Here is a 26,358-nt window from a genome sequence, read left to right as displayed (position 1 = left end):
TTACAAGCCTTTAGTGAAAGTACGTGTAATTACATCTTGCTGTTGTTCAGGTGTTAGAGCGTTAAAGCGAACAGCGTAACCTGAAACTCGAATGGTTAATTGAGGGTATTTCTCAGGGTTAACGATGGCATCTTCTAACATTTCACGGTTCATCACGTTAACGTTTAAATGCTGACCACCTTCGCTATTGGCGTTACTCATAAAGTAGCCGTCCATTAATGATGCTAAGTTGGCGCGGCGACCTAATTCATCTTTACCTAACGCATTTGGTACGATAGAGAAAGTATAAGAAATACCGTCTTGTGCATGAGCAAAAGGCAGTTTCGCTACAGATGTAAGTGATGCAATCGCACCGTTTTCATCACGGCCATGCATAGGGTTCGCACCTGGAGCAAATGGCGCGCCAGCTGGACGTCCATCAGGTGTCGTACCTGTTTTCTTACCATAAACCACGTTAGAGGTAATGGTTAAGATTGATTGCGTTGGAATAGCGTTACGGTACATTTTCTTAGTACGGATTTTCGCCATGAAACGTTCAACTAAATCACAAGCTATGTCATCTACGCGTGGGTCGTTGTTACCAAACTTCGGATATTCACCAGAAATATCAAAGTCGATAGCAATACCATCTTCATCACGAATAGGCTTAACAGTGCCAAACTTAATTGCAGATAAAGAATCCGCTGCAATAGAAAGACCTGCAATACCACATGCCATAGTACGACGTACATCACGGTCATGAAGCGCCATTAATGCAGACTCGTAAGAGTATTTGTCGTGCATGTAATGTATAGAGTTAAGCGCTGTCACGTATTGTGTTGCTAACCAATCCATTAAGCCGTCTAAACGGTTCATTACATCATCAAAGTCAAGTACATCTGAAGTGATGGCATCTGCTTTAGGTGCAACTTGGATTTTTAACTTTTCATCCACGCCGCCATTGATGGCGTAAAGCATGGTTTTTGCTAAGTTAGCGCGAGCACCAAAGAACTGCATGTGTTTACCCACAATCATCGGGCTAACACAACATGCAATAGCATAATCGTCAGATTCAAAATCTGGACGCATTAGGTCGTCATTTTCGTACTGGATAGAGCTAGTATCGATAGATACTTTTGCACAGTAGTTTTTAAACCCTTGTGGTAACGCATTAGACCATAACACAGTAATGTTTGGTTCAGGGCTTGGGCCCATGTTGTATAGGGTATGTAAGAAACGGAAGCTGTTCTTAGTGACTAAAGTGCGGCCGTCTAGACCCATACCTGCAACTGATTCAGTTGCCCAAATTGGGTCGCCTGAGAATAATTCATCATATTCTGGAGTACGTAAGAAACGTACCATACGCAACTTCATCACAAAATGGTCAACCATTTCTTGCGCTTGTTCTTCAGTTAATACACCGTTAGCAATATCGCGCTCAATGAAGATATCAAGGAATGAAGAAGTACGGCCTAAAGACATTGCTGCGCCATTTTGGCTTTTCACTGCGGCAAGGTAACCAAAGTAAGTCCATTGGATGGCCTCTTTAGCATTGGTCGCAGGTAATGAAATATCACAGCCGTATTTTGCAGCCATTTTTTTCATTTGGCCTAAGGCGCGGTGTTGCTCTGCAATTTCTTCACGTAATTGCATCGTGTTTGATAAATCCTCACCCGCTTCAAAACCAGCTTGAAGTGAAGAGAATTGAGCAAACTTATCTTGCATTAGGTAGTCGATACCGTAAAGCGCGATACGACGGTAATCACCAATGATACGACCACGGCCGTATGCATCAGGTAAGCCAGTCAATACACCTGATTTACGACATGCCATGATTTCTGGCGTGTAAATATCGAAAACACCTTGGTTATGTGTTTTACGTAGCTCTGAATAGGTGTACTTGATGTCTTCGTTTAGTACGCGGTCATAAGCTTTGCAAGAACCTTCAACCATACGAATACCACCGTTAGGTAACATGGCACGCTTTAAAGGAGCATCAGTTTGCAAACCAACAATGGTTTCTAACTCTTTGTTAATGTAACCAGCGTCATGAGAGGTAATGGTTGATACCATTTCAGTATCGAAATCAACAGGGGCATGTGTGCTATTCTCTTGCTTGATCCCTTCCATCACTTTGTCCCAAAGTGTGGTAGTTGCTTGAGTAGCACCAGCTAGAAAAGACTCGTCGCCTTCATAAGGAGTGTAGTTTTTCTGAATAAAATCGCGAACGTTAACTTCAGTTTTCCAATCACCAGCTTCAAAACCTTGCCAAGCGTTTGCAAATAATTCTGTTTTATCGGTCATGGTATTTTACCTTCTCGTCAATTAACTGTTGATCTGCCATTTAATGGTAATGGATAACTGTTACAACCAAGCTGGCAGTTCAAAAAATTGAGACCCCTATTAATGGATAATTGCAAGGGCATCTAATCTGTGTGCTAGCACCATAATATTTTTACAATGTCAGCGAAAATTTGTTAAATCATAAATTGGTAAGACCAATTTACCTGATGAATATTATCATAGCTTCTATGCAACATCACTTAATTAAATCAAAATTGAGTAAGATATCGACAAAAATGTTAGCTGGGTAACACTTTTTGAGCAAACAGTTTTCTATTTAGCCAAGAGTGACTACCCTTGCGACACTCCAAATGTACACTTTGTCATGCTTTCTTGTTGTGATGATGATTTGCTATACTGATATATAGCATTTTTTAGATAAGCTGATAGTTTATTAGCGATGTTTAATTGTAAATTTGTCAAAAGTGATTGAGTTTTGATACTGGTAATCTTGGTCTTACCAATTTACTTTTGTGAGTCTTGATAAGAGTGATGCATGTTTATTTTTGGTTTCAATAATGGTTATCACAACACTCGTTGCATGATATTGATACGCCTAAAATGTGCATGGTAAGTGTTGTTTATTTTTAAAAAGCGATTTGAGGTTTTTATGCAAAAATTAACTGGGCAAGATCAACAGCAAGACGCTGAAATTGCCGATGAGATAACCCCAACATCGCATGAGCAGGTTAATTGCCCGCCGAAAACAGTGAATACCTCCCCAGCGCCATCAAATTCGACCTATCAGCAAGCTGAATCATTTGGCTTAGCCAAAATAGCCAAAAGCCCTTGGCAATCTTTTACTTTATCGATTTTTGCTGGTGCTTTTATTGCCATTGCTTTTGTATTTTATGTCACGGTGACGACGGGAAGCACCAGTGATTGGGGAATGACTCGTTTTATTGGCGGTTTGGCTTTTAGCTTAGGGTTAATTTTAGTAGTGGTGTGTGGAGCTGAGTTGTTCACCAGTACGGTATTAACCTCAATCCCTTGGGCACAAAAACAAGTGAAAACATCGACCCAATTGCAATGCTGGGCGAGAGTTTATGCAGGCAACTTAGTTGGCGCCTTATTGATGGTGCTTCTGATTATGATGTCACGCATGTTCGAGTTAAATGGCGGGCAGTGGGGGCTAAATGCACTTAATATTGCCCAACATAAAATACACCATACTTGGGTACAAGCTTTTACTTTAGGCATTTTATGTAACATGCTTGTATGTCTAGCGGTTTGGATGACTTTTGCGACAAAAGATTTACTGACCAAATCATTATTAATGATGCTGCCAGTTGCAATGTTTGTCAGTAGTGGTTTTGAACATAGCATTGCGAATATGTTTATGGTGCCATTAGGGGTTGCGATTCATGCTTTTGCTCCTGAAAGTTTTTATGTTGCGCTTAATATCAACCCAGAACAATATGCTGACTTAACTTTATTAAGCTTTGTGTTTAATAACCTTATCCCTGTGACATTAGGTAATATTGTTGGTGGTGGGGTCTTTATTGGACTTGGTTTTTGGTTAGTACAACAAGGGCAGTTAACTATTGGTTCGCAGGGTGCGAGTCATGGGTCCTTAGTGACTAAAGCGGAACAAAAAGATTCGCTAAGATAAACGTTATCAAATTACCCTCTTTAAAAAGCCCAGCAAATGCTGGGCTTTTTGTATTGATTCATTCAAAACCAATTTAAATCAGCTAAGAGTGATCGATGTTAGCATCGCCAGTTACAACGCTATTTACAGCTAAGTGATTTACATTTAGACAATTTATAATTAGGCGATCTACCATCAATCCTCTTACAAACTTATGGCACATTAATTAATCGCTTGCTGCTTTACTGCCTGTTTAACAGTGCTTTTTAGATGATGCATAAAGTTTTTAAAATGTGGCATAAACTCGGCGAATAGTTGATGCTTGCGGTTTTGCATCATTATCGGGCCCAATAATCTTAATCCCAATGCCACTTTAGTGGCTTCTTGAGGCTCAAGGCCGCTGCCTTTTTGCAGTTTTTCAACGACATTCAGTACATCTTCTCTATCTTGAAATTCAAAATCTAACGTTTGACCGGTTTGGTTATCAGCTAGATTGATTTCTTCAATCGTAATACGGTACTGATGACCTTTGCGTAAAATCGTATTCATAATTAATACCTTTATATGTAGTGTGATACTGGATTTATCACGATAAAAAATGACTGATGATGTTTTGAATAACCAGGCTAAAATCAAGGTTAGCTTTTAAGAATGGCTTCGACTTTAGGCTTTATCGTTAATGAGACGGTTATCATCATGACAAGAGCAACGGGTATGGCTGCCAGCACGGTTTGCGCCCATGTAGAAAGCAGGATAGGCATATCATTGATTCCGATATTGTTAATGACAGTTGATAAGGCAATGCCCGATTCCATAAGACAGGCCATCGTGAGACCGATTAATACATTGCGTACTTTTTCACTTGTATGAGGCAGGTATTTCTCGGTGAGTTTGGTCAGTACCACCATTAATGTAAAACCGATTGGCATGATAGTGACCGCAGCTAAAGCAAAAGCAGAAAACCAGTCTGCAAAAAAGGTGTCACTCAAGCCAAGATTTATATAAGTCATGAAGCCTGTTAATGTGCCGCCCATGAGTGACATCATTCCCATAACTGTGAGTATTTTTACGATAATCGAGGCTTTTTGTTGACTCACTTTAGGCTCATTAACTTGTTCAATTTGCGAAGAGGTCATTACGGCTTGTGGATTCATTGTTATCCTCCTGTCTTGTGATTCGGCTTAATTTGGTTGATAATGTCAACTATATTCTTTTTTGGTTGATAATGTCAACTAGTTTTTGGTGGAGGTGAATTATGCAAGATCGAAAATCCTTAGAAGGTTTGTTTCAATTAGTACATGTATTGAAAAGGCAACTGCATGATAATATTGAACAACTTGATATAGATGTGGCGCCAATGCATGTCAGAGTGCTTAAAATAATTAATAAAAAATCACCGTGTACAGCGATAGACATTGCTAACTTCTTAAATCGAGATAAAGCCCAGGTAACAAGGTTACTGAACACGTTAATCACTCAGGGCTTGATTGTGAAAGAGCCGAACCCAGAAGATAAGCGCAGTCAATGTTTGCGTTTAACCGAAGAAAGTCAGCTTATCATGGGTAAGATTAATCAGATTGATAAACAGATATATCAACAAATGACGCAAGGGCTAGCTGATGATGAATTAACTCTTTTTCAAACTGTTGCGCAAAAAATGGTGGTTAATTTAAATACAAAGTGAATTTGAATCGCTGCTTAAATCTCACTGAAAATCAGACTGTCACTCGACAGCTAATGCTGTGGTTCAATAACTCAATTACGGTTTATTTTCGGTGCGATTTCAAAGCATATGGGAATTTTTTATTAGCTATTGTAGTATGCCAGTGTCGTAAAAATGCCTAATGTGTTGGCATTAATCCATATAACAATAACTTAAAAATGGACTGTAAATGAATTCGCCACATCAAGAACCAGTAACTTCCGACTCATCCCAAGGCAATTCGCCTCAAGCACAGTCCACCAATTTGACGGGTAACACCACAAAGCAGATGCCAGATACCTTGGTGATTATCTTTTTTGTTGCTCTTGCTGCTGCGTTGCTGACCTATATTATCCCTATCGGTTCTTTTTCTACTCTAGATGCTCATTATGTTATCGACGGAGCAGAAAAAACACGCACGGTAATCGACCCTAATTCGTTTCAATATGCTTTAGATGATGCTGGCGAGCCTAAAGTTGAGCCTATCTCGTTGTTTGAAGGTCATGGCGAGGTTGGTTTTTTTAATTTTGCCTTTGAAGGTATGGTGTCTGGCTCTAAATGGGGCAGCGCCATCGGGGTGATTATGTTCATGCTCGTCATTGGAGGCTCCTTTGGTGTCGTGATGGCAACGGGCACCATAGATAACGGTATTTTGCGGTTAATTGATAAAACTCAAGGCAATGAAAAACTCTTTATTCCGGTGATATTCAGTTTGTTTTCATTGGGCGGCGCAGTATTTGGAATGGGCGAGGAGGCAATTGCATTTGCGATTATTATTTGCCCGTTAATGATTCGATTAGGTTACGACTCCATCTGTACTGTGATGGTGACTTATGTTGCAACTCAAATTGGTTTTGCCAGCTCTTGGATGAACCCATTTAGTGTGGCAATTGCACAAGGCATTGCTGGGGTGCCTGTACTTTCTGGTGCAGGTGTTCGTGCCATAATGTGGCTTGGTTTCACGCTAATTGGTATTGCTTTTACTATGCGTTATGCCAGTAAAATTCAACAAACGCCAACAGCATCTTTTAGTTACGAGTCGGATCAATTTTTCCGTGATAACCAGCAAGGTCATGTCAAAGACAGTCGTTTTAATCTTGGTGATATTTTAGTGCTACTGACTATAGTAGGCACAATTGCCTGGGTGATATGGGGCGTGATTGCACATGCTTGGTTTATTCCAGAAATTGCTAGCCAGTTCTTTACGATGGGAATTATCGTGGGGGTGATTGGGGTTGTATTTAACCTAAATGGTTTAAATATGAATAAGGTTGCAGTGAGTTTTAAGCACGGTGCAGGCACGATGCTTGAGCCTGCAGTATTGGTAGGTTGTGCTTCTGGCATCTTGTTATTACTCGGCGGTGCTGGCGCTGCTGAACCGAGTGTTCTGAACACTATTTTGCACAGTGCAGGGAATGTCATTGGCCAATTACCTACAGCACTTTCAGCTTGGTTTATGTTGTTGTTTCAGTCGGTGTTTAATTTCTTTGTGACTTCAGGCTCTGGTCAAGCAGCGTTAACTATGCCCTTAATGGCGCCTCTTGCTGATCTTGTCGGAGTGACCCGTCAAGTTGCGGTGTTAGCGTTTCAATTAGGTGATGGCTTTACCAATGTATTGGTACCAACGTCTGCTTCTTTAATGGCGACGTTAGGGGTATGTCGTGTTGATTGGGGCAATTGGTTTAAGTTTATTTGGCGCTTTATGGTGGGCTTATTTGTACTATCTAGTATGACGGTTGTTGCTGCTCATTACTTTGGGTTTAGTTAATCAAAGCCATAAAAAAACGGCATCAGATACTTTTGATGCCGTTAGAGTCGGGAGACACTTAAAGTTGTATTACATTAACGCTAGAACTTAACTTCACCTTCAACAAACCATTCACGTCCGCGAGCGTTGTAGACGCTACGAGGGTAGTGAGGCCATGATGTGTTAGTTGGGTCAAAGTTAGGACCTACGTCAAATAGGTTGACGATACCAGCCGTTAACTTCATGTTATCTGTGAAGTTATAAGCCGATGTTAGATTCCATTTAGTCTGTGATGCGACTTCTAAATCTTCTTCGCTGAACTCGTCATCATCAATGAATGAGCTGTAAGACACACCGTGCATACGTGCTGTATGGTAAGCACCTAGCGTGGTTTCAAAGTCATTAATGAAGTAAGTGAAGATCATGTTGGCACGGTACTGAGGTAATCCGCCGTCTTCAATGTCGTCATCAACATCTGAAGTTGGGTTTAACTGACCTTCAGATAACAAAATGTAAGTACCATTAAAGTTAACTCGTAATTCACCCATATCATTGAAGTCCCAGCTGTAACCAGCTGTTAAATCAATACCACGCACTTTTTGATACGCTAAGTTTTGAGCCACAGTGTTGATGTGAGTGATTGTGCCACTTGCATCACGAGTGATCATATCTTCATAGGTGTCGTATTCTTGAGCGGCAGTCGAAGCGCTAATATCGCTTACCATGTCGTCAAGTTTCCATTCCCATAAGTCAATCGATGCTTCTAAGCTATCGCCACCCCAAACTGCACCGATGTTAGCTGTGTAGCCTGTTTCTGCTTCTAGATCTTTGTTTGCACCAGTTGTGGTGTCAATGTGAAGCTCATTACAAATTTCATTGATGGTTGGATCTGGGTTAGTAACACCAGGCTGTCCGCCCATTGCTTGACACTGTTTAAAGTCGATAACTGTAGTGAAGCCGTTTGTCGCATCGCCGTATACACGGTGCATATCAGGGGCACGGAATACGCTACTCCAAGAACCACGAACCAATAACTCGTCAACAGGGCGGTATTCTACGGTTACTTGTGGTGATAAATTGCCACCAAAGTCGCTGTAGTGATCGTAACGAAGCGCCGCAGCGATTGTTAATTCGTCCATTAATGGGACACTTAATTCTGCATAAGTTGCCCAGAAATCACGTTCGCCAGCACCAGATGAACCACCTGTTGTTAGCACTGAACCATTTTGGGTTTCAGAATCAGATTCTGTTTCATAGTCTTGTTCTGTGTATTCAGCACCAAATGCAAACATGGCATCGCCATCAGGCATTTCAAACGCCATACCAGTGATGTTTGCTTGAACGTTCTTTTGAGTTGACTGAGCACGCTCAAATGGAGAGTAAGACGCTGCTTCAACATCTTCGTCAGACATATTTTCAAGTAATGAATTACCGTTTTCACCTGCAGTGATGTAATCGAACATGCCACCAACAGTTGCAAAACCGCTGCGGTAAACATCGACGTTGGTACGGCCGTAGTTTACAGACATATCCCAGTCGTACTCATCAGCTAAAACGCCTTGAAGACCTGCTGAGAAAAAGTAGTTATTGGTGTTCGTTTCGCCACTACGGTTATCAAATTCGTGTAGACGTCGAACATAGTAGTAATCGCCATCAGTAGCATTAGCGAAGTCACCACCAAGCCCGGTTGATTTGCTGAATGTCTTGCTCATCAAATCGCCGTAGCTCACGGTTAAGTCATCACCTGAAACATTGATATCGTAATCATCAATTGCCATTGGTTCAAAGTTGGTGGTTGATTTAGCGTTAGCAAAATCAAGACGACCTAAGAAAGTGATATCGTCAGATAGTTCATAGTTAAAGTTGGTTGTACTGATAAAGCGATAGCTTTCTGGCTCTAAGTCACGCCATTCTGAACGGTCAAAACCACAAATGCTGCGTGCATCATCCCAGAAGAAGCCGCCATCAGTACATTCTTGAGGCGACAGTGAACGAGCCCCTGTGCCTGTACCGGCAATACGCGCACCATAAGAGCTGTATTGTGAGTAGTCACTGTGTGGCACTTTATCTGTGTGTAAACCGAAGTTTTCACGATCTGTAGCTTGTAATGCTTCATTGCTACTGAACTCAATGAAGGTTGATACGTTGCCTTTCTCGTTTGAAGAACCTAATGAAAGCGCGATACGATCATTCATTCCGCCGCCTTCCATAGTATCGCCATGACGATATTTAAGGGCTGCACCGTCAAAATCTTTTTTCAAGATAATGTTAATCACACCGCCAACAGCATCTGCACCGTAAACTGCAGAACCACCAGATTGAAGAACCTCAATTCTTTCAACTGCTTCCATTGGTAAATTAGCTGTATCTACGAAGTTATCCGTTCCGCCTGCTGGTTTTGGGTACTGATTTAAGCGCTTACCATCAATAAGCGTTAATGTACGGCTTGCACCTGCGTTACGTAAACTGATTGAAGATGCTGCAGGAGTGAAACCATGGACTTCTTGAGTTGTCATGGCTCCTGTGGTCGACGTTAAGTTTTGCAGTGCATCTTGGATAGTGGTAAAGCCTTGCTTTGCCATATCGTCTGCACTAAGAACAGTGACAGGTGTCGCTGTTTCTAAGTCGGTACGTTTAATACGTGAACCAGTAATTTGAATGCGTTCTACATCTGCACCTTCTTCAGCAGCTAGCACTACTGGAGAACTTATCGCTGCGGTGAATGCTCCGCCAACCAATGCTATGCGAATTGCATTGGCTACTTTTGAATTAAGCTGCATCTCATCTCTTCCTATATTGATTTTATCAAAGCCGCGTTTTTAATTAGTAAATCTCTTTGTTGACTTGTAAATGGGGTTAACAGGTCTTTGCGGAAGGTGGATAAAATCATACTTAAATAACATTGGCAACATGGCTGTTACAGGGGTAAGTTGTTATTTTTGTTGTGATTATGTCTTGTTTTTGTTTCTGAAATTAACATGAGTGTTTGATGTCACATCTTGTTACGAACGATAAGAGGGTGTAACTGAATGGATAATGCTCGCTCGGGTTGTTTTTTGAACGCAAATGTGGATTTTTTGTGTAGCTACGGTAAAGAAATGTCACGCATAATTAGCTTCAACGAAAGTGGTGACGTTTGAAGATGTTGCAAAATGTATTAGTGAAAAGGCGTTAAATTTAATGTTGCGAAATTGATTTTGTGAGGTTAATCACTATTTAACAAGCGCTGTATGGCAGGTGTTTACTGGATTTGTAGGCAATATCGCTTGAATGTAAATGTTAAATTTAATTCAAGCGTTTGCCAATATGGAGAGATTTTAACGTAATTACTCAATGGTGTTACAGTTTGATAAGTGTAAACAATGTGGAGTTTAGCCTATGGTTTTACCTTACAACGTAATAAGGTGTGCCCTAAGCCAATATTGTCGATGTCTTCATCAACGTAAAGACCAGCTTCACTGATCATCTTTAACATATCTTTACTGTGATACATGCGGCTATAGCCATTCGCTATTGCGGTAAAATAAAGTGATGTGGCGTTTACGCAATATGCTCCTGCCTCGTAAGGTTGCCTGTCCCAGTAAGTTTCTAAAATACACAGTTCACTGTTAGGTTTCATTGCGGCAACTGTGCGTTTTAAAATGGTGATAATTTGCTGCTTTGAAAAACAGTCCAAGAACTGACTCATCCAGTATAAATCACCGCCTTCAAAAAATGGTTTGCTTGGGTCTAATAGGTCTGTTTCAAATGGAAACACTCTACCATCGACCATATTGTTGCGTGCGTTTTCCATCGCTACGGCTAGTTGCCCTGGTAGATCCATGATGGTGACGTTGACGTTGGCATCATAGCCAGTACAAGCGAATGCCCATTTACCTGTGTTGCCACCGACATCGACTATATGTTGTGGCTGAGATTTGAAAATCATTGGCAGTAAACTGTCAAATGCGTGGTCTGAATAATAATGGTCAAATTCAAACCAACTACGTTTTGTCTGTTCTGGCAGTTGGCTTAATCCTGGGTAAATGGTGTCCCAGTCTCCTAAGTGTTTTAATCCCGCTGCGTTTCCTTGTTTAAGCGATGCTTCTAGCTCAAATAAACCTTGATAACAAACATCATGGATAAAGTTCAGGTTCTTGGATGCCATATCGTCATGCAGTAAGAAATATCCTGTTTTATCTAATCGATATAACTCATCTTTACACCAAAATATCCCCATGCTTAATCCCATATCCAGTAACACGTGAATGGCGTATTCAGAAAGGTCATTGTTGTTAGTTAATTCTGTAAGGCTGATACCCGCTTCTCCAGCTTTATCGATTTGTGCAAGTAAGCCAAACTGGCTTAAACAACGGGCCACTTGGAAACTAACAGGAGCGAAGGCAATTTTTTGGGCTTCAAACTTAGCGTCATAAGCGGATATAGATTTAGGAGATTGGTAAAAAGACATATAGGGATGTTGGGATGATTAGAAAATTTCGGCGATAGTATCAGACACAACAAAAGCAAATTTTGATCTAGCTCTACAGTTATAAAAAATATCGATACGACAGCGAATCAATCTTGGTTATCAATGTTTAGTATAGGAGTTGATAGCGACAATCAGAAGTGTTCTTTAATGTCGGTGTACTAAGAATGCGACGGACAAATTATTGTAATGAACAGCGTTCGTCGTTTTTGAAACAGGTTAAGTGATGATTGTGAAATGTTATAGATATTAAAAAGCCCAGCAATTGCTGGGCTTTTATTAAAACAATCTTTGATTGTTTATTATTGTACGTTTTCGCTGTCACCAAATGCGCCTGCAAATAGTGCAGATGACAGGTAACGTTCTGCAGCTGATGGTAGGATTACAACAATGTTCTTACCTGCAAATTCTGGCTTTTCAGCAATGCGGTTTGCAGCTACAACTGCAGCACCTGAAGAAATACCCACTAAGATACCTTCTTCTTCCATTAGGCGACGAGCCATAGCAATAGCATCTTCGTTGCTGACGGCTTCTACTAAATCAACCATCTCTAAATCTAGGTTACCAGGGATAAAACCTGCGCCAATACCTTGGATTTTATGTGGTCCAGGTTGAAGTGGTTGGCCTGCTTTTGCTTGTGCAATAACAGGAGAGTCAACAGGCTCTACTGCAACAGAAACAATATCTTTGTTCTGTGCTTTAAGGTAACGACTTACACCTGTAATAGTACCACCAGTACCAACACCTGCTACAAATGCTGCAACGTCACCGTCAGTATCGTTCCAGATCTCTGGACCCGTTGTTTTCTCGTGGATCTCAGGGTTAGCTGGGTTACTGAATTGACCAAGAATTAAGTACTTAGCAGGATCTGATTGACGAATTTCTTCGGCTTTATCAATCGCACCTTTCATACCTTTAGCGCCTTCAGTTAACACAAGGTTAGCACCAAGTGCTTTAAGCAACTTACGACGCTCAAGACTCATTGTGTTTGGCATAGTAAGGGTAAGTTTGTAACCACGAGCAGCTGCAACATATGCAAGTGCAATACCTGTGTTACCAGAAGTTGGCTCTACTAATTCTACTTCTTTTGTTAGGGTGCCTTTTTTCTCAGCATCCCAAATCATGTTCGCACCAATACGGCACTTAACACTGAAACTTGGATTACGTGCTTCAACTTTGGCTAACACTTTACCATTGCTTACTCGATTAAGGCGCACTAGTGGGGTATTACCTAGCGTATATGAATTGTCTTCGTAAATGTTGCTCATGGTTTGCTCCTATGTTGGCATTGTCTAATGATAATCGGTTTAAGAGGCTTTAACAGTGATACTTTGTTATTCGTTATTCCTTTTAGTTATTAAAGTTAACTCAATTATAATAATAAAGCATCTGCTTATATAACAATGTCTTAGTTAAGCACGCTTCAATGAGCTCGATGGTCTGACCATCGCTAAATCAGCATTTTGTGCTTAGTGATTACTAAAGATAGTAATAGACTGATATTACAAAAGCGCAATTTATCCTTTCTTATTGGGTGTTATGAATAAAGTCATTACTTGTTCAGCAGGTAAGCTTCAGCTCAAGGTTCAACACCGAGATGAATTGTTGTTTTCACCAAATTGATACGGCAGATCTAATATGAACAAAGTGGTTATTTCAGGTAGCGGCCTTTACACACCGCCATTTAGCGTAAGTAACGAAGAGTTAGTGTTAAGTTTTAATACCTATGTAGACGAATTTAATGCGCAGCACAGTACCGAAATTGAATCTGGTGGGCTTGCCGCTTTATCGCATTCTTCAGCTGAGTTTATTGAAAAAGCATCAGGGATTAAAAGCCGGTATGTGATGGTCAAAGATGGGATTTTAGATCCTAAAGTGATGATGCCATTAATTGCCGATAAACCATCAGATGCGCTTTCAATGCAGGCTGAAATTGGCATTAAAGCCGCTCAACAAGCATTAGAGCAAGCTCAGCTTAATGCAGAAGATATTGACCCGGTGATTGTAGCATGTGCTTACACGCAACGTTCTTATCCTGCTATTGCGATTGAAATTCAACAAGCAATGGGCACTAAAGGTTTTGCCTATGACATGCTGGTGGCGTGTTCATCAGCGACCTTTGCGATTGTTAATGCTGTAAATGCAGTCCAATCAGGTACTGCATCAAGAGTATTAGTCATTAATCCTGAGATTTGCTCACCGCAAGTGAATTATCGAGATAGAGACAGCCACTTCATTTTTGGCGACGTGGCAACAGCTGTTGTGGTTGAGCGTGCATCGCTTGCTCAATCTGAACATGCATTTAATGTACTTTCTAGCCAATGTTTTACCGACTTTTCTAATAATATCCGCAGTAATTTTGGCCATATTAACCGCTGCGATCCGAACAATGCTGAAAAACCTGATAAATTATTCCATCAGCAAGGTCGAAAAGTATTCAAAGAATTATTGCCAATGATCTACCAACATTTAGATAAACAGCTGGCAGAAGAGCAGATCCAAGCCAATGAATTTAAGAGGTTATGGCTCCACCAAGCAAATATTAATATGAATATGTTTGTAGTTCGTAAACTTCTCGGTGATAATGTTACAAAATTGAAAGCCCCAGTGGTGTTGGATGAATATGCTAATACTGCTTCAGCCGGGTCGATTATTGCATTTCATAAATATAATCAAGATTTTACGACTGGTGATTTAGGGCTGCTTTGTTCATTTGGTGCTGGCTATTCTATTGGGAGCATCATTTTAGAAAAGACCTAATAATAAATAGGTGAATTAATTGCGTATATTGATTGTTGAAGATAACGAAGCTGTATCTAAAGTACTTCGGCATTTGTTAATGCAAGAGCTGCATTGTGAAGTTGATATTGCGGCAGATGTTTCATCAGCGAATGCCTTACCAGAACAACATTCCTATTTTGTTGTGGTTGCCGAATTGAACCTACCAGATGCACCAGATGGCGAAATTGCCCAGCTGGTGCTGATGTCTTACCAAACTCCTTGTATTGTTTTATCTTCAAACCTTGATGCTCGTCAGCGTAAAAAATTGCTTAAATTGGGTATTGCTGACTACGTGTTAAAAGAAAATCGATTCAGTTATGAGTACGTGGTTAAGCTTGTGGCGAGGTTGGATCAAAATCAACATGTCAAAGTGTTGGTGGCAGACGACTCAGTAGTGAGTCGTAAGTTCGTTAAGGTTTTACTTGAGCAGCAACTTTTTACTGTGCTAGAAGCCTGTGACGGCGCAGAGGCAATAACGGTATTAAATGAAACTCCTGATATTCAATTGCTGATCACTGATTACAACATGCCTAATGTTGATGGCTTCGAGTTAATTCTAAAAGTACGCGAAAAGTTTAGCCGTGAAGATTTAGCCATTATTGGTCTTTCAAATGATACGGATGAAAGTCTGTCTGCACGTTTCATCAAGAATGGCGCTAATGACTTTTTGCAAAAGCCGTTTGTCCACGAAGAGTTTCATTGCCGTGTGTTAAATACCCTTGACTCATTAGACATGATCCGCAGTTTATGGGAACAAGCTAACCGAGATTATTTAACTAAAGCTTATACTCGACGTTACTTTTTTACCCAACATGAAAAAGATGTCTCTGATGCTGGTCAATTTGCATTGGGTTTAATTGATATCGACTTTTTTAAAAAGGTTAATGACACTCACGGACATGATGTGGGCGATCAAGTGTTGTTTGAGTTTGCTAAACGACTTAAAAATGCTTTCGGACAACACTTTACTGTTGCAAGGTTTGGCGGTGAAGAGTTTGTCGTGGCTTTTAAAGGACTTGATGGTGACCGTGCATTCACAGTGATGGATAAGTTTAGACAGCAAGTTAATTCTCAGCCTTTTATCACAGATGCGGGTGAGCTAACGATTAGCTTTAGTTGCGGTATTGCTAAAGCGGAGTCGACCGATACTAACTTAGATACTTTATTACATCGTGCTGATTTGTGTTTGTATGAAGCAAAAGAAGCTGGACGAAATAAAGTGGTGTTATAAGCTCGCTTTATTGTTTATATGGTTATAAAAAAGGACTGCTTCGGCAGTCCTTTTTGATTCATTAACCTAAGGTTTGACTAGAGCAACCAAGCGTAACTGACTTTCATAAAGTAGGTTTTATCTTTTTGAGTTAATGAGTCAATGTCATCGGTAGAAATTAATCCATCAGAGTAGCCTAAATAGAATACCGACTGAGGATTGAGTTTATAGCCGTATAAAATCTCGTTGCCTAAATTTTGATATTGTTCATTGGGTGATTGATATTGATATAAGTCTGGGTCGCGCTCAATATCAGTATAAACACTCGATAAACGTAAGAAACTGTTTAAGGTTATTTGCCAATTTAAGCGTAAATCAGTTAGATTAGCGGTAAATAATCGACCTTCATCCACATCAAGCGCTTGGTATTTATGGTCTATATCTAAAATAATTGAATCGGTAATTTTCCATTCAAACGCAGGGTTAAACATCGTCACTGTCGCAGGGCGATCATTGGCGTAATCAATATCGTCACCATAGTTGCTATCGAACTCGATTTTTAACGAGTCGAATGGCACAAAGTTAGTGTAAAACCACATTAGGTCGATGGTATACATGCTTGTATTGCCATCAATAGCAAGTGAAGAACTATCAAGACGACGACCAACACGATCTTTGTGGACAATACCTGTAGCAATATAACTTTGCCAGCCACCTTCAAAGCTCACTGATAGTTCGGCTTCTTGTTCAATTTTTTCATTATTTTGATTATGAGTAATATCCCAATCACCACCAAACTGGATCTTGCTAAAGAAGTTGTCCGTTGGGTACCAATAGTAATTGCCACCTGCAACAAACTTACTGGCGTCAATGCGTTCAATAAAACCTAAGTCTGCTCGAAAATCTTCGCCAGTGGACTCATAACGTGAAAATGCACGCCAATTTCGGCGTTCATGGTCATAACTGATGCGATACATGCTGTCAGAAAAGTTACCTTGCTTTTTGGTTCGCAGTACTCGTTCGTTATAATCACAATTGCCGATTTCACAGCCTTGTGGGGGAGTTGAGCAGTCATCGCCGTTACAAAACTGCTGAAAGAAATCTTCAGGATATTCGGTATCAGAAAAGACATATTGTGCAGTAAATGTATCTTGTTTTGTCGGTTGCCATTTGGTGTCAACACTGGCGACATAGTTATGGTAGTTATCTGATTGTTTTGCGGTAACCAAGCCACCAAAAGAAAGCTCACTGCTTGGATCAAAGCGATATCGTGCTGCAAGGTTATAGCTTTCTTCATCTATGGTGGCGACGTCTGAGCTTAAGTTTCCTGGTACTAGAAACTGGGTTTGTTCATCGTTTGCCGCTAATACAGCAATGGTATGGTCGTCAGTTTTACTCGTTAATTTAAGTCCATAATCTGGCGAACTAATATTTCGAGTGTGTAATAGGCTTAATTGAGTATCGAAATAGTCTTTGTTATCTAAAAAAAATGCCCGTTTTTCAGGGTAAAACAATGCGAAATTATTATTCACATCGAGTTGACCTGAATCTGCCTCGACTTGAGAAAAATCAGGATTAATTGTGGCATTAAGCAAGGTTGTCGGGGTAATACCCCAACGTAAATCTAATCCAACCTCAATATCATCTTCATCTTGCCATGGCTGATTTGGATTCAATTCTCGTTGGCTATTTCTCGCTGCAACAATAGATGGGGTAATTTGAATATCTTGGCCTTGCTGCGCGCCAGCTAATCCTGTTGCAGTGCCTAATTGACATAGTTGACATGATACGTTTCTATCAATTTTGTTGGTTGATAAACGGTGAGTTTCATTGCGAGGGTAAAATCTGACTAGTTCTATCCCCCAAGTTTGAATGTCTTTCTTATCATCAAAGTTAAATAATCTTAGAGGCAGTTCGATTTCTACTTGGTAGCCTTGCTCGGTTAATTTACCCGCGCTATACCAAATCCCATCCCATGCATCGCTTTCTTGGCCAGTGAGCTCATTTTCAATAGAGTCATTTTGAACGCCATAAGGGTTGACGAAAAATTGATAAGCCAGACGGGCATTATTAAATGTATCTAACTTAATGCCGACTTGATCATCACCCCACGAATTATCACGATCACGCAAATTAGCGCGAATTTGGGAAGGGTTATTGTCATGGGCTGTAAAGGCAACAAATAGGCTGGTTTCAGTTGCGAATATTTTGGCATCTGTTGTTACTAATGCGGCAATGTTCTCACCCGGAGAGGTTTCGTATTTAAGTTGAATATTGGCGGCTTGTTGCCACTGTGGCTCATTGAATTCACCATCTATCTCAGCGTGTTGAGTTAATGTCGGAATCGTGACATTGAATTGCTGAGGATCGCCAGCATTTACTGGGGCACTTAAACTGAGGGATGTGGCAAAGAAGCCTGATAAAAGAGTATGAAAATAAACAGTTTTATTCACAATATACGTAAGAATTATGATGAGTTTGAGCAATTGTCGCAAAATCCATCGATAAGATCGTTAATTATTTGTGTTTAAATGGTTTCAAATTGTAACCAGGTTGTTTTACTTGGGTGTGGTCCTTGTCGCGTTGCTAGATTAGGCAAGTTTTAGCGTTGTTTGTTTCGTACAGATTCGTTTGATTAAGGGGGGGGATTAATCAAGCTTAGACTTTAGACCTGTATATATTAGTCCTGTAATTAAAAATGCCCTAAGCAAGCTTGGGCATTTTTATTAGGATAGGGGGCGAATAGGTTATTCGGGAGCGATTTCTGGATGTTTATACGCTTCACGGTATTTATCGACCCACATGGCTGTTGCACCACAAATTGCCACAGGCATCACGATAAAGTTAACGATAGGTATCATTGAAAATAAAGTCACCGCTGCGCCAAAACTGTAGCTGGTGCCTTTAGTTTGAGCTAAAGCAAATTTCATATCATTAAAAGGGACTTTGTGATTATCAAAAGGAAAATCACAATATTGAACCGCCATCATCCAAGCACTAAACAAGAACCAAAGGATAGGCGCTGCAGTTTGACCAACAACAGGTACAATAAATAGCACTAAAAAAAGTAATGCTCTTGGTAGATAGTATTTAAGCTTAATCCACTCTCGTCCTAGGATCCGCGGTAAGTCTTTTATAAGATCAACTGTGGTCCCAGAATTGAGTGGTTTACCCGTTAGATGCATTTCAACTTTTTCGGCAAGCAGTCCATTGAAAGGGGCTGCAATCCAGTTCATCACAGAGCTAAATACAAATGACATCACCACTAATAAGCTAACGATTGCGAGCGGCCACAAGAAAAAGTTAAGCCAAGTCAGGTATTCAGGTATTTGGCTGTTCATCCAACCAAATAGTTCATCTAGTTTGCCGACAGCAAAATAAATTGCTGTTGAAAATAAGACTAAGTTGACCATTAAGGGAATAAACACAAAAGTACGTAGCCCTGGCTGTTTTATCAGCTTAAAGCCATCAATAAAATAATTTACACCACTTTTAACGGGTTTGATTGCCATTCATTACATCCTTGAAAAAACTACTTATTACTGATTGTGGTGACGCATTGCTCGGAAAACAAGCCTTAAAGTGTGTTTAAGTCATAAAAATCGTTACAAAATGCAGCGCGATTGGTAAAGTTAGCTGTATATCTGATTCATACTTTTATATCACTTACTTATCCTAACGGAACGACGACTTAAGCAACATGCGATTAAAACAAATAAAACTTGCTGGCTTTAAGTCGTTCGTTGACGCAACCAAAATTCCTTTTAATCAACCATTGACTGCCATTATTGGTCCAAACGGCTGTGGTAAATCTAATGTGATTGATGCTGTACGTTGGGTGCTGGGTGAAAGTAGCGCCAAGCATTTACGTGGCGACTCGATGATGGACGTTATATTTAACGGTTCAAGCGCCCGTAAACCTGTATCAGTGGCCAGTATTGAGCTGAGTTTTGAAAATATAGATGGCCGACTTGCTGGTCAATATGCCAGTTATCAAGAGATCACTGTTAAACGTCAGGTGAGCCGTGATGGCGACTCTAATTATTTCCTTAATGGTCAAAAGTGTCGCCGTAAAGATATTACTGACTTATTTATGGGTACAGGTCTTGGTCCCCGCAGTTACGCCATTATTGAACAAGGCACCATTTCACGGCTTATTGAATCAAAACCCCAAGAGCTTAGAGTATTTATTGAAGAAGCGGCGGGAATATCTCGTTACAAAGAGCGTCGCCGTGAAACTGAAAATCGGATCCGCCATACCCGTGAAAATCTTGAACGGCTGAGCGATATTCGGTTAGAGCTTGGCACTCAGTTAGAAAAACTTGACCAACAGGCTCAAGCGGCCAAGCAATATCGTGAACTTAAGCAGCAGGAGCGTGACTTTCATGCTCAATTGCTGGTGATGCGATATCAAGAACTGCAAAGCCAAAGTGATAATATTGCGACTGAAATTAATCAGCTTGAGTTATCTATTGCGGCAGAAAAAGCCCAAGGTGAAACCACCGAACTTACGCTAACTCAGCTAAAGGCCCAACTCACTGACTTATCAGATAGTGAACAAAAGCTCGTTGAGCAGTATTATCAAGCGGGGACAGAAATTGCCAAGCTTGAGCAGCAATTGAAGCATCAACAGCAACAAGACTCCCAGCTTGAACAGCAATTAGCTGATGTGACGAAACAACATCAAGAAGCCAGCAATGAGTTGCAAACATTATCAGTACAAGAACAGCAACTGACGTCAGAAATTGAGTCTTTAACGCCACAGCTTAGTAATGCAAATGAAGAATTAGCTATCATTGATGAACAACTACAAGAAGTGGATGAAAAAGCTGCAGGGCTGCAACAGCACCTGAGTATTCTGTCTGATACGGTGTCGAATGCCAAAATGGAAGCGGCGTTAACTCAAAACAAATTGCAGCATCAGCAGCAAAGTTTATCTGTGTTGCAGCAACAGCTAATTACGTTAAAAGCTGAGCAACAACACAACACTGATGAAAATAATCATGCAGAGCTAGCGGCGTTAGATGAACAGATTACATCACTAACCCAAGAGTTAGCACTAGAAGATGACATCAAACATCAGTTAACTGAACAGCTAGAAGATAAGCAACAATCACTGCAGCAAGTATCTGAACAGTATCAGCAAAATAAGCAACATTTAACCTCGCTGACTGCTCGCCATGAGTTGATTGACCAATGGTTGAGTAACAATCAGCCTGAGCATCAACAAGCCTTATGGCAGGTGATTAATGTCAGTCCAGGTTGGGAGCAAGCCGTAGACTTGCTTTTGCAGGGCATTTTACAGATAGAAGTCAACACGCTTGATAATTGGGATGAACGAGGGTTTGTCAGCTGCGATGAAGGTTGGAGTCAGGCGCAAATTCAAGCGCCGGTGAATCTTGCACCTTGGCTTGAACAGGTGGTTTGGGTTGATTCCATTACCGAGGCAAAGTTAATACTCGAACACCCAAATGCTAATACTGAGTTTGGTGACAACTCTTTATCTCGTGGCAATTCTGTATCTCGTGAGAATAGAATGTCTCGTAACACCATTATTGCTACCAAAGATGGCTATCTCGTCGGTCAAGGTTTTGTGATTAGTAAATCAGAAGGTCAGCAATCTGAGCTTGCACTTAAAAATGAAGCTGTGCAACTCGACGCAGAAATAACTGAACTGCAGCAAACGCTGCTCGCTGAACAAATTGCAGTGAGCGAGCTTACTCAGCAAGTGGCGGATGTTCACGGACAAATGGCAGCGTCTCAAGCTAAGTGCCATCAGTTGCAGCTTAATTGCAGTAAATTTGAGGCACAGAGTCTCAGCTTACAAAAACAGCAAAAAGAAACACAGCGACGCAAAAGCAATTTAGATCAGCAAGTCGTCAATTGTCAGCAACAAATAGAGCAAGGGCAGTTAACTGTCGCACAGCTATCCAGTGAAGTTGAACAGTTAACCGGTCAGCACCAACAGCAGTTGACGCATCAGCAACAAGCAAATCAAGACTGGCAGACAGCGAATCATCAATTGCGTGAATGCAAATCGAAACGTAGCCAGCAGGAACGTGAAGTTAATCAGTTACAACAAAAGTCACAGGCGTTACAAACTCAATCAGCGGTGACTTCTGCGCAATTAAGCAAGCAACAGCAAGTTTGCCAAGGACTTGCTGAAAAAACGGAACAGTTGCGATTGCTGCAAAAACAAACAAATGAAACCTTGGGCGATCAGCAGTTAGCCCAGTTACAAAATCAACTATCGCAGCAATTAGATAGCCAACAAACAAAGCAACAATTGTTAAATTCCAACAGGACGCAACAAGCTGAGTTGCAAACACGTGTCGATAGTGCGGTATTGATTCAAAAACAACAGCTTGGTGCACTTCAAAACTTGACTCAATCGCTCAGCGGGTTAAAGTTACGGCGTGAAGGTTTAAAAGGTCAAGCTAACGGTCAATACCAATTACTCGAAGAGCAACAAATTACTATTCAGGCGGTACTCAAAGAGATACCTGAAGGGGCTAAAGTTGGCGCTTGGCAAAAGAGTTTAGATAAAGTCAGGGCGCGAATAAGTCACTTAGGGGCAATTAACTTAGCCGCTATTGAAGAGTTTGAGCAGCAAAGCGAGCGAAAAGCTTACTTAGATAATCAAGATAATGATTTAAACAAAGGCTTAGCCAGTCTTGAAGAAGCAATAAGAAAAATTGATAAAGAAACACGTAGTCGTTTTAAAGTGACATTTGATGCGGTAAATGCGGACTTATCGAGGTTGTTTCCTAAAGTTTTTGGTGGTGGTAAAGCATATTTAGCATTGACCGACGACGACTTACTTGAAACTGGAGTGACCATTATGGCGCAACCTCCAGGTAAGAAGAATAGTACGATTCACCTTCTTAGTGGTGGAGAAAAAGCGTTAACCGCTTTATCATTAGTATTTGCCATATTTAGACTTAATCCTGCACCATTTTGTATGCTCGATGAAGTCGATGCACCACTTGATGACGCCAATGTTGAGCGATTTTGTCGTTTACTCAAAGAGATGTCACAGAGTGTGCAGTTTGTTTATATCAGTCATAATAAAATAACCATGGAAATGGCTGATCAATTAATAGGTGTCACTATGCATGAACCGGGAGTTTCACGTATAGTCGCAGTAGATATCGATGAAGCGGTGGCACTAGCCGACGCGGATTAAACAGGATTACAGGGTTACCAATGGAAGATTTTCAACTGGTTTTGTTTGTACTGGGTGCAATAGCGATAATTGCAGTACTGGTTCATGGTTTTTGGTCTATTCGTAAACAACAACCAAAAAGCCTAAAAGACAACCCAATGACGGGTTTTTATAAAGACCAAGCTCAGCAGCGAGATTCTCAAGGGTTTGATGCTGACGGTATTGGCGAAGTTCGTCGAGTTAAAGTGGACAGTGATACAAGTGAAGGCGCTAAAGTAGAACCAAGCCCAATCCCTACACCTTCAGGCCATCAACCCGACAATAATGATGTTGAAATCAATGAAGTGGGATCTAAAAAAGGCATTGGTTTACAAAATCAATCTGCGGTTAATACTCAAGCGCCAAGTTATCATCCTGAGCGTAAAGAACCTGTACTGAAAGTAAGTGAGCCAGTTCAAGAAACTATTGCAGAAATTCAACCAGCAGTTGAAGAGCATGTGCCAACTCAGCAAGCGTTGTTTGCAGAAGACTCTTATTCTCAACCACAATCGAACCAAGTTGAAACCATGACGACCGCTGACGTTGAGCCTGCAGAGAGTAAGCAAGACGCGAGTGTCGCTCAAGCGGCAGTAAATGAGACAGTTAAACCGACATTGCAAGAGACGACTTCGCAAGATGCTGTGATAGACACAGCAGAACCAGAAGAGCCGTTAGGTGAGCCTCAAGATGTATTAGTGCTTCATGTGGTTGCTCGTGAAGGTGAGCAAATGCATGGTGCTGAGCTATTACCAAGCTTGCTGTCATTAAACTTCAAATTTGGCGACATGGATATTTTCCACCGTCACTTAGATAATGCTGGCAACGGCAAAGTACTATTCTCGATGGCAAACATGCTTAAACCGGGCGTATTTGACCCAGATAACATGGAGCAATTTGTCACCCAAGGTGTGGTGTTGTTTATGACTCTGCCTTGTCACGGCGATCCATTAATGAACTTCTCAATCATGCTTAATTCTGCTCAGCAGTTGGCTGATGATTTAGGTGCAGAAGTCTTAGATGGCCAACGTCAACCTTGGACGGATAGCACCAAACAAGAGTATTTAGGCCGTATCAGAGTTGTAGCGTAAGCGGCGACAATTTAATATTAAATGATAATAGAATGAGGCCGCACTTGCGGCCTTATTTGTCTTTAGATGAGTAATTTTTATGCAAGACATTAAAACAGAAATTCAGCAAATTAGCAGTGAACTGCATAGCCATAATATTCGTTATTACGTTGACGATGCTCCTAGTATTCCAGATGCTGAGTATGACCGTTTAATGCAACGTTTAATCGCACTTGAAACAGCTAACCCTGAACTAATGAGTGCGGACTCTCCGACACAACGTGTAGGCGGCGCTCCTCTGGCCAAATTTGATCAAATTACCCATTTAAAGCCGATGTTGAGCCTTGATAATGCTTTTGAACAAGCTGATTTTGAGGCATTTAATAAACGTATTAGCGATAAAGTTGATACGGTTCATTATTGTTGTGAGCCTAAATTAGATGGTCTAGCTGTCAGTATTTTATACCGTAACGGTATATTAGAACGGGCGGCAACACGTGGTGACGGAGCGGTAGGCGAAGACATTACCGATAATGTTAAAACTATTAAGTCAGTGCCACTCAAATTACGTGGAGAACACTTTCCAGAGCTATTAGAGGTACGTGGTGAAGTCATCATGCCAAAAGCGGCTTTTGATGCGTTAAATGAACGTCAATTGAGTAAAGGCGAAAAGGTCTTTGTTAATCCACGTAATGCGGCCGCAGGTAGTTTAAGACAGCTAGATAGTAAAATTACTGCAACACGTGCACTAGGCTTCTATGCCTATGCATTAGGGGTAGTCGAAGGTGAAGTGACTCCTCTAGCTGATACCCATTTTGGGCAACTAAACCAGCTTAAAGAATGGGGGCTACCGTTAAGCCAAGAAGTGAAAGTCTGCGAGTCTTTACCAGAAGTGTTCGCTTATTATGCCGATATTATGGCTCGCAGAAGTGAGTTATCTTACGAAATTGATGGCGTCGTCATAAAAGTTAACGATATTGCCAAACAGCAAGTGCTTGGTTTTGTTGCGCGTGCGCCGCGCTGGGCTATCGCGTATAAGTTTCCAGCTCAAGAAGAAATGACCTTACTAGAAGATGTGGATTTTCAAGTCGGTCGTACAGGCGCGGTAACGCCAGTTGCACGTTTAAAACCTGTCTTCGTGGGCGGCGTTACTGTATCAAATGCCACGTTACACAATGCCGATGAAATCGCGCGTTTAGGCGTCAAAGTTGGTGATACCGTAATTATTCGCCGCGCGGGTGATGTGATTCCGCAAATCGTGGCCATTGTGCCAGAAAAACGCCCTGATAATGCGACTGAGATTACTTTCCCGTCAGAGTGTCCCGTATGTCAAAGTTTAGTGGAACGTCTTGAGGGCGAAGCGGTTGCTCGATGCAGCGGTGGTTTGTTTTGTGAGGCTCAACGTAAAGAAGCGATTAAGCATTTTGCTTCACGAAAAGCGTTAAATATTGATGGTATGGGCGATAAAGTCGTTGAGCAGCTGATTGACAAGGAACTTGTACAAAGCCCTGCTGAACTGTTTACCTTAACTGCATCAATGGTGACCATGCTTGAACGTATGGCAATGAAGTCAGCGACAAAGTTAATTGCTGCGATAGATGATGCGAAGACCACGACGTTAGCGCGTTTCATCTATGCTTTGGGGATCCGTGAAGTGGGCGAGGCAACAGCCGCTAACTTAGCAAGTCACTATAAAACGCTGGATGCAATTAAAGCGGCAGATATTGATGCCTTAATTGAAGTGGATGATGTCGGGACAATTGTGGCAAAGCATATTGCGCACTTTTTTGCTCAACCTCATAACCTTGAAGTCATTGATAAGTTAATTGAAGCAGGTGTGAATTGGCCTGCGATTGAAGCTGTTGATGAGGCTGAATTAAGTCTTAAAGGCCAAACGTGGGTGTTAACAGGCACCTTAACTCAGCTAAATCGAAATGATGCTAAAGCTCAATTACAAGCCTTGGGAGCGAAAGTTGCGGGTAGTGTATCAAAAAATACTGACTGCTTAGTGGCAGGTGAGGCCGCTGGTTCTAAACTGGCTAAAGCGCAGGATTTAGGCGTTAAAGTGATTAATGAAGACGAGCTATTAGCTTTATTAAAGGCATAACACATACACACAAATCAGTTTGCAGATAAGAATGTATCACTTGGGTGCTTGTTTTATGAGATTTAACCCTTATCTCTTTAACAAGCACTGCTTTACACTGATGTTGTCGGTTTAAACAGTAAAGCAGGTTAACCAAGTTGATATAGGTTCAACTATAAG

16 protein-coding genes are annotated in these 26,358 nt (G+C 41.1%); 8 read left to right on the top strand and 8 right to left on the bottom strand.

Features of this window, described 5'->3' with window-relative positions:
• A complete protein-coding gene (pflB, locus tag SJ2017_RS13365; protein ID WP_055024713.1) occupies positions 1-2,283 on the bottom strand; it encodes a formate C-acetyltransferase in 2,283 nt (760 codons plus the stop codon).
• Between the two features lie 649 nt (positions 2,284-2,932).
• On the opposite strand from pflB, the gene focA reads away from it, so the two are divergent.
• Complete coding sequence (gene focA / locus SJ2017_RS13360) at positions 2,933-3,934, top strand: formate transporter FocA (protein ID WP_080916077.1); 1,002 nt, start codon at positions 2,933-2,935, stop codon at positions 3,932-3,934.
• A gap of 201 nt (positions 3,935-4,135) precedes the next feature.
• Here focA and SJ2017_RS13355 read toward each other — a convergent pair whose 3' ends face one another.
• Both SJ2017_RS13355 and SJ2017_RS13350 read right to left on the bottom strand, forming a co-directional pair.
• Complete coding sequence (locus SJ2017_RS13355) at positions 4,136-4,462, bottom strand: DUF3861 domain-containing protein (protein ID WP_080916076.1); 327 nt, start codon at positions 4,460-4,462, stop codon at positions 4,136-4,138.
• A gap of 89 nt (positions 4,463-4,551) precedes the next feature.
• A complete protein-coding gene (locus SJ2017_RS13350; RefSeq protein WP_080916075.1) occupies positions 4,552-5,067 on the bottom strand; it encodes a DUF2798 domain-containing protein in 516 nt (171 codons plus the stop codon).
• 101 nt (positions 5,068-5,168) lie between these two features.
• Between SJ2017_RS13350 and SJ2017_RS13345 the strand changes: the two genes are divergently transcribed.
• A complete protein-coding gene (locus SJ2017_RS13345; protein ID WP_065110603.1) occupies positions 5,169-5,597 on the top strand; it encodes a MarR family winged helix-turn-helix transcriptional regulator in 429 nt (142 codons plus the stop codon).
• A 307-nt stretch (positions 5,598-5,904) separates the two neighbouring features.
• Entirely contained in the window at positions 5,905-7,383 is a 1,479-nt protein-coding gene (yfcC, locus tag SJ2017_RS13340; protein WP_218919254.1) for a putative basic amino acid antiporter YfcC, read from the top strand.
• A gap of 80 nt (positions 7,384-7,463) precedes the next feature.
• On the opposite strand, the gene SJ2017_RS13335 is transcribed toward yfcC, so the two are convergent.
• The 3 genes from SJ2017_RS13335 to cysK all read right to left on the bottom strand — a co-directional run bounded on the left by SJ2017_RS13335 (position 7,464) and on the right by cysK (position 13,098).
• Entirely contained in the window at positions 7,464-10,142 is a 2,679-nt protein-coding gene (locus SJ2017_RS13335; protein ID WP_055024708.1) for a TonB-dependent receptor, read from the bottom strand.
• A gap of 596 nt (positions 10,143-10,738) precedes the next feature.
• On the bottom strand, positions 10,739-11,812 hold the full coding sequence (locus tag SJ2017_RS13330; protein WP_080916073.1) for a methyltransferase: 1,074 nt from the start codon (positions 11,810-11,812) through the stop codon (positions 10,739-10,741).
• 320 nt (positions 11,813-12,132) lie between these two features.
• On the bottom strand, positions 12,133-13,098 hold the full coding sequence (cysK, locus tag SJ2017_RS13325) for a cysteine synthase A (protein WP_055024706.1): 966 nt from the start codon (positions 13,096-13,098) through the stop codon (positions 12,133-12,135).
• A gap of 370 nt (positions 13,099-13,468) precedes the next feature.
• Between cysK and SJ2017_RS13320 the strand changes: the two genes are divergently transcribed.
• Positions 13,469-14,590 carry a beta-ketoacyl-ACP synthase III gene (locus SJ2017_RS13320; RefSeq protein WP_080916072.1) on the top strand — a complete coding sequence of 374 codons (1,122 nt, stop codon included), beginning with the start codon at positions 13,469-13,471 and terminating at the stop codon, positions 14,588-14,590.
• A 19-nt stretch (positions 14,591-14,609) separates the two neighbouring features.
• Positions 14,610-15,842 carry a response regulator gene (locus SJ2017_RS13315; protein ID WP_080916071.1) on the top strand — a complete coding sequence of 411 codons (1,233 nt, stop codon included), beginning with the start codon at positions 14,610-14,612 and terminating at the stop codon, positions 15,840-15,842.
• Between the two features lie 77 nt (positions 15,843-15,919).
• Here SJ2017_RS13315 and SJ2017_RS13310 read toward each other — a convergent pair whose 3' ends face one another.
• Positions 15,920-18,274: a carbohydrate binding family 9 domain-containing protein gene (locus SJ2017_RS13310; protein ID WP_065110617.1), complete on the bottom strand. Its 2,355-nt coding sequence runs from the start codon at positions 18,272-18,274 to the stop codon at positions 15,920-15,922.
• A 294-nt stretch (positions 18,275-18,568) separates the two neighbouring features.
• The gene (gene cysZ / locus SJ2017_RS13305; protein ID WP_080916070.1) at positions 18,569-19,333 is read right to left on the bottom strand and encodes a sulfate transporter CysZ; all 765 of its coding nucleotides are present in this window, start codon (positions 19,331-19,333) and stop codon (positions 18,569-18,571) included.
• Positions 19,334-19,521: 188 nt separating this feature from the next.
• Between cysZ and smc the strand changes: the two genes are divergently transcribed.
• The 3 genes from smc (at position 19,522) to ligA (ending at position 26,199) form a co-directional block, all read left to right on the top strand.
• Positions 19,522-23,007 (top strand): chromosome segregation protein SMC, encoded by a 3,486-nt coding sequence (gene smc / locus SJ2017_RS13300; RefSeq protein WP_080916069.1) that lies wholly within the window; start codon positions 19,522-19,524, stop codon positions 23,005-23,007.
• A 20-nt stretch (positions 23,008-23,027) separates the two neighbouring features.
• On the top strand, positions 23,028-24,113 hold the full coding sequence (gene zipA / locus SJ2017_RS13295; RefSeq protein WP_080916068.1) for a cell division protein ZipA: 1,086 nt from the start codon (positions 23,028-23,030) through the stop codon (positions 24,111-24,113).
• Between the two features lie 79 nt (positions 24,114-24,192).
• Positions 24,193-26,199: an NAD-dependent DNA ligase LigA gene (gene ligA / locus SJ2017_RS13290; protein ID WP_080916067.1), complete on the top strand. Its 2,007-nt coding sequence runs from the start codon at positions 24,193-24,195 to the stop codon at positions 26,197-26,199.
• Positions 26,200-26,358 lie beyond the last annotated feature (159 nt).

The organism is Shewanella japonica, assembly GCF_002075795.1.
GTDB lineage: Bacteria > Pseudomonadota > Gammaproteobacteria > Enterobacterales > Shewanellaceae > Shewanella > Shewanella japonica.
Note: the sequence above shows the minus strand (reverse complement) of the source record. Positions and strands in the feature narration are given on the sequence as shown.